The organism is Sphaerospermopsis reniformis, assembly GCF_005402885.1.
Classification (GTDB): domain Bacteria; phylum Cyanobacteriota; class Cyanobacteriia; order Cyanobacteriales; family Nostocaceae; genus Sphaerospermopsis; species Sphaerospermopsis kisseleviana.
The window spans coordinates 1-5,727 of the sequence record NZ_BJCE01000295.1; the positions used below are offsets into that span (position 1 = coordinate 1).

Sequence of the window (5,727 nt, forward strand, 5' to 3'; positions counted from 1 at the left end):
CTATCTCTTGAAATCCCAAAAAATGCACACTTTTTCCGGTATACCCTTCAAAACCCTTGCACTAATTTCTGTGTTTATCAGCCTCTAACCTTTGATATATCAAGGTTTTAGGTTTATTCAGCAAACCATACCTAGTTGCTGCTGGTGCTTGACTTTCTTTTAAAGTCGTCAGTACCATTAACCCTACCCATACAGGTAATTGTTGAATATCTCCCAATTCATCTAAATATATTCTATGAATTTGTTCGCTATTTAGCAATCCACGATGGGGGTAAATATCACTTTGTTCTATATTGCGAGATGGATATATTATAACTCCTTGCCAGTCACTAAATCTAGAACGGTTACGGTAGAAATATAAATGAGATTCTGCAAATACTCTCTTGTAGGAAAGGGGTAAAAGGGGGGTTAGGTCTATCTTATATTTTTTAATCAATTCTAAACCCCACCTTGGCTAACTGTTCCTTAATCTCCTTATCTAAATCTTCCCCCTCTCGCATTTGTTCCCCCAACTCCAGCGTTAATTTCTCCATCAATTCCTGAAATGATTCTCCATCCTCCACAACATCAGGTATTCCCACATACCGCCCCGGTGTTAACACAAAATTATGTTTTTTGATATCCTCAATAGTTGCTGATTTACAAAAACCTTTTATATCTTGATAATTCCCCTTCTCCAGTTTCCATTGATGGTAAGTATCAGCAATTTTATTAACATCATTATCTGTTAAAATCCGATTGCGGCGATTTATCATTTCTCCCATTTCGGAAGCATCAATAAATAACACCTCACCCTTTCGACTGCGGTTTTTATTCCCATTCTGTTTAACATTTTTATAACGACTAATAAACCACAAACAAGCCGGAATCCCAGTATTATAAAATAACTGAGTTGGTAACATGACAATACAATCTACTAAGTCAGCTTCTACTAACTTCTGTCTAATTTCTCCCTCTCCTCCAGTATTGGAAGATAACGAACCATTAGACAACACAAAACCAGCACTTCCTGTAGGTTCTAAATGATAAATAAAATGCTGTACCCAAGCAAAGTTAGCATTACCTACGGGGGGTTTACCATATACCCAGCGTCCATCATTTTGTAATAATTCCCCTCCCCAGTCACTATCATTAAAGGGAGGGTTAGCTAAGATAAAATCGGCTTTTAAATCTGGATGAGCATTATTTAAAAATGACCCCTCATTATTCCATCTAATTTGAGAAGTATCTATCCCCCGAATTGCCAAATTCATCTTACATAAACGCCAGGTAGTTTCGTTGCTTTCTTGTCCATAAATAGAAATATTATCAACCTTTCCCTGGTGTGCTTCGATAAATTTCTCACTCCAAACAAACATTCCCCCCGAACCACAGCAAGGGTCAAATACTCTCCCAGAATAGGGTTCTATCATTATTACTAATAATTTAACAATACTTTCTGGGGTGTAAAATTGTCCTCCCTTGCGTCCTTCTAATAAGGCAAATTCTCCTAAGAAATATTCATAAACTTGTCCTAAAACATCACCTTTTAGTTTGGCTGCATTCTGTTCTAAGTCTAAATCTAGTTGTTCAACATTGCTTTTTTCATCTTTAACTAATTTACAACTACCAATTAAATCTATTAAACTTCCTAATGAGGCTTTATCTAATTTCTGTTGTGCGTAAACTTTCGGTAAAATTCCTTTTAATTGGGTGTTTTCTGTTTCAATGGTAATCATTGCCTCATCTACAAATTTACCAATTTCTGGCTGTTTGGCTTTGGCTTGTAAATAAGACCATCTAGCATTTTCTGGGACAAAAAACACATTTTCGGCTATATATTCATCTTTATCTTCTGGGTCTGCACCTGCATAGATTCCTTCACCCTCTATTAATTTTTGGTGTAATTCCTCAAAGGAATCGGAAATATATTTTAAGAAAATTAACCCTAAAACAACGTGCTTATATTCGGCTGCGTCCATGTTCTTCCGTAGCTTGTCCGCCGACTTCCACAGCTTTTGTTCTAAGGTTTCGTTATCGGTTTTAGTGGTTTTTACTTTAGCCATGAGTGAATAAATATAAAATTAAAGGTAGATTAATCTGTAATACTCGCAAAAGTGCTTATTTGGGACAATGGACTAATTTAAACTGGTTTGTATAAATATATCAAGGAAAATAGCAAAATTTTTGCTGATATTTGGATCTAGGATTTTGGCCAGTGGTGACTGGTGACTGGGTAAAAACTCAATTCTTGCTACTCCCTGTTCCCTATTCCCTATTCCCCCAAAACTGACGAATAGTAAAAATGCTCATGATCGAAATGAACAAACTGCGATTTTTCCTCTACTCTGTGTCTTCAATGCTAGTAACAGCACTTAGTTTACTTGTTGCTGATACTACTAACGCTCAACTATCTCCCATCCGTTCTCAATCTCTCCCCCTGATGATTTCTCAACTACCAACACTATTATCAGGTAATCAAATTTTTCTCAATGGTAAAAATTTACCAGGTGCTTGGATACAACAACCAGGAACGTCGGGAACTGTAAGCACTTATGTTAGTGATGCTGCACTCAGGCAATTAATAGGAATAGATTTATTAAATACCACGAATCCTGAACTGCAACCAATAGAGTGGTTTTCTGCATCATCTTCCACCCTCAAAGCTAAATTTTCTCCTGGATATCGTTATTTAGATATTTCTAATTTTGCCCAAACCAACGGCTGGCAAATCCAAGTTAACGGAAATCAGCTAGTAATTTCTACCCCTCCCGCGAAAATCAATAATATTCGTCAGGGGAAAAGACCTACAGGCGATCGCCTAGTCTTTGATTTAGATCGTCCCACACCTTGGAAAGCTGCACCAGGTCAAATCATTAGAAAATCAGCAGATCCCAAAAATCTCACTTCTACACCTCCAGCACCACCCAACCGAGAATGGATCATCACCCTAGATAGTATGGCTGATAATAGCTTAATTCAACGTTATCCACCCCAACCCCCAACCACACCACCAGACCAAAGAAAACAACTACCAACCACACCAGACCCGGACGCACTGATCCAAAAAGTAGAAACAGTAAATAATCAAACTAATAATCAAACTAATAATCAAACTAGGATTACTCTCAGTATTCCCTTTGGTTCATCTCCCCGCATTACTACCCTAGCTAACCCTAATCGTTTACTCGTTGACATTATCCCAGATGCTTTAGTAACAAAGGATATTACCTGGAATCAGGGATTACGCTGGCAACAAAGATTTATAAATGTAGGTCAGGATAGGTTTCCCGTCGTTTGGCTAGAAATTAACCCCCGTCAAGCTGGGTTAACTTTAAAACCAATATCTTCTAGTCTGGACAGTCAAACAGGTATAGCACCCTTAATCCAAACAGCACAACGGGATTTAGCAGTAGCAGGAATTAATGGTGGTTATTTTAACCGCAATAATAAATTACCACTAGGGGCAGTTAAAAGAGACAATCAATGGTTATCAGGACCCATACTTAATAGAGGTGCGATCGCCTGGAATAACAACGGAGAATTTTATTTTGGTCGTCTCACTTTAAACGAAACTTTAAACACCAGTAATAACCAAACCCTACCCATACTCTTCCTAAACAGTGCCTACGTACAAAACGGCATCGCTCGTTATACACCCACCTGGGGACAAACTTACACACCCCTACTAAATAACGAAATTATCCTCACAGTTCAAAATAACCAAATCACCAACCAAACACCAGGAGGTAAAGCAGGTGTCACCCCTGTTCCCATCCCCAAAGACGGCTACCTCCTCACTTTACGGGGTACTGCTACCAGCAACGCCGCAAAATTATCTATTGGCACAAAAGTTAACATTACCAGTTCCACTAACTCTGCTAACTTTAACCGTTACCCCCACATTATCGGCGCAGGTCCGCTTTTAATCCAAAACCGCCAAATAGTCCTCGATGCTCAAAGTGAGAAATTTAGCAACGCCTTTATCATCGAAAGAGCCGCCCGCAGTGCCATTTGTACCACCAGTACAGGTAATTTAATCATAGCAGCAGTCCACAACCGCGCCGGAGGACTAGGACCCACCCTAGCAGAACACGCCCAACTAATGCAGGTCATGGGATGTGTTAACGCCCTCAACCTCGACGGTGGTAGTTCCACAAGTTTATACTTGGGAGGGCAATTACTCGACCGTTCACCAAATACAGCCGCCCGTGTTCATAACGGTATAGGTATCTTTATTAACCATAGATAAACGGTCAATCCCACGTAAAAAATGCAAAATTTTCAATAATATTTCTGAATAGATATTATTAAGTTTTGCATTTACATATTGTCGCAGGATAATAAACTTGTTCATATTTAGGGCTTGCTGAATAAATGTAAAACCTAGATAAATCAAGGAATTGAGGATGATTAAAATTAAAATTGTGCAAGGTTTTAGGTACTGTGAAACTCAGAAAGCTTGCACTTTGTTAGCCCTTCGACACCGCCCTTCGACACCGCCCTTCGACTTCGCCCTTCGACTTCGCTCAGGACAGGCTCAGGACAGGTGTTTGCACAATTTCCAAATCAAAAAAACTCCTTGTTCGCGACTTGTACTGAGCGCAGTCAAAGTAAGCGTGGCGTAGCCATACTCCTTAAACTCCTGACTCCTTGATAGTGGTGACATTAGCCATACTCCCGTCCCCTCACAAATAACTTTTTCAGCAAGCCCTATTTAAAGTTGAGAATAAGTTAATATTTCATTCATGAAGAATTAATGTAGAAAGCTGATTTTGAATAATTAAGGAGTACTTGATCGGAGTTATCTTTGCTATGGTAATAACAGTGAAATTAATGGATTAATTTTATTTCTTAAAAAGTTCATTAAATTTTTTCACTAAATCAGGACTTACGCAAAACAGAACCAAAGTAGGGGTAATTCATGAATTACCCCTACGCAAGAATCAGGTTTTTATTCCAATCTTGCGTAAGTCCTATAAATATTAAGAATCTTAAAATTTTGTACATTGTACAACGAGGTCATTATGGCTCAACTTACTGAAAAAGTCACAAATAATACACTATCTTTAAGTGCAAGCATTAGCACAAAAGGAATAGCAGCCAGTGAAATGCGTCCTTGGGGTTCGTTTACAGTTTTAGAAGAAGGTAAAGGTTATAAAATTAAACGTATTGAAGTTAAACCAGGACATCGCCTCAGTTTGCAAATGCACCATCACCGCAGTGAACACTGGATAGTTGTTTCCGGTACTGCTAAAGTCGTGTGTGGTGAGAGTGAAATTTTACTCAGTAACAATCAATCAACCTACGTACCACAATGTACAGTTCATCGTTTAGAAAATCCGGGTGTTATTCCCTTGGTTTTGATAGAAGTTCAAAACGGCGAATATTTAGGAGAAGATGATATTATTCGCTACCAAGATGACTACGCTCGTAGTGATAATTGACTGGTGACTGGTGACTGGTGACTGGTGACTGGGGACTGGTGACTGGTGACTGGTGACTGGGGACTGGTGACTGGTGACTGGTGACTGGTGACTGGTGACTGGTGACTGGTGACCGGTAACAAGAAGAACGGAAGTGCTGTGGTCTCTACTCCAGCAACATTCAGAAATCTAGAATGCCGTCTCAAGCTTGAAACAGAAAAGAACGGCTAGTGTTACTGAGTAGCATCCCTCCTCATGTTCTTCAGTGCGATGTAGCTCGATTATCATCTGTGGGATGTCCGCCATCACCTACCTCCATGAT

4 protein-coding genes and 1 pseudogene are annotated in these 5,727 nt (G+C 39.3%); 2 read left to right on the plus strand and 3 right to left on the minus strand.

Translation table 11 applies throughout. The annotated features are described in order from the left end of the window. Window positions 1-112: 112 nt before the first annotated feature. Both FFR48_RS24640 and FFR48_RS24645 read right to left on the minus strand, forming a co-directional pair. Window positions 113-388: pseudogene (locus FFR48_RS24640) on the minus strand (DUF2887 domain-containing protein); the annotation flags it as partial. Between the two features lie 40 nt (window positions 389-428). Further along, window positions 429-2,045 (minus strand): type I restriction-modification system subunit M, encoded by a 1,617-nt coding sequence (locus FFR48_RS24645; RefSeq protein ID WP_137669185.1) that lies wholly within the window; start codon window positions 2,043-2,045, stop codon window positions 429-431. 239 nt (window positions 2,046-2,284) lie between these two features. On the opposite strand from FFR48_RS24645, the gene FFR48_RS24650 reads away from it, so the two are divergent. Then, window positions 2,285-4,231 (plus strand): phosphodiester glycosidase family protein, encoded by a 1,947-nt coding sequence (locus tag FFR48_RS24650; protein ID WP_137669186.1) that lies wholly within the window; start codon window positions 2,285-2,287, stop codon window positions 4,229-4,231. Window positions 4,232-5,006: 775 nt separating this feature from the next. After that, window positions 5,007-5,426, plus strand: a complete 420-nt coding sequence (locus FFR48_RS24655; RefSeq protein WP_137669187.1) for a cupin domain-containing protein — start codon at window positions 5,007-5,009, stop codon at window positions 5,424-5,426. Here the strand turns inward: FFR48_RS24655 and FFR48_RS24660 are convergent. After that, on the minus strand, window positions 5,405-5,611 hold the full coding sequence (locus FFR48_RS24660; RefSeq protein WP_137669188.1) for a hypothetical protein: 207 nt from the start codon (window positions 5,609-5,611) through the stop codon (window positions 5,405-5,407). The two genes, FFR48_RS24655 and FFR48_RS24660, sit on opposite strands and share 22 nt — an antisense overlap. Window positions 5,612-5,727 lie beyond the last annotated feature (116 nt).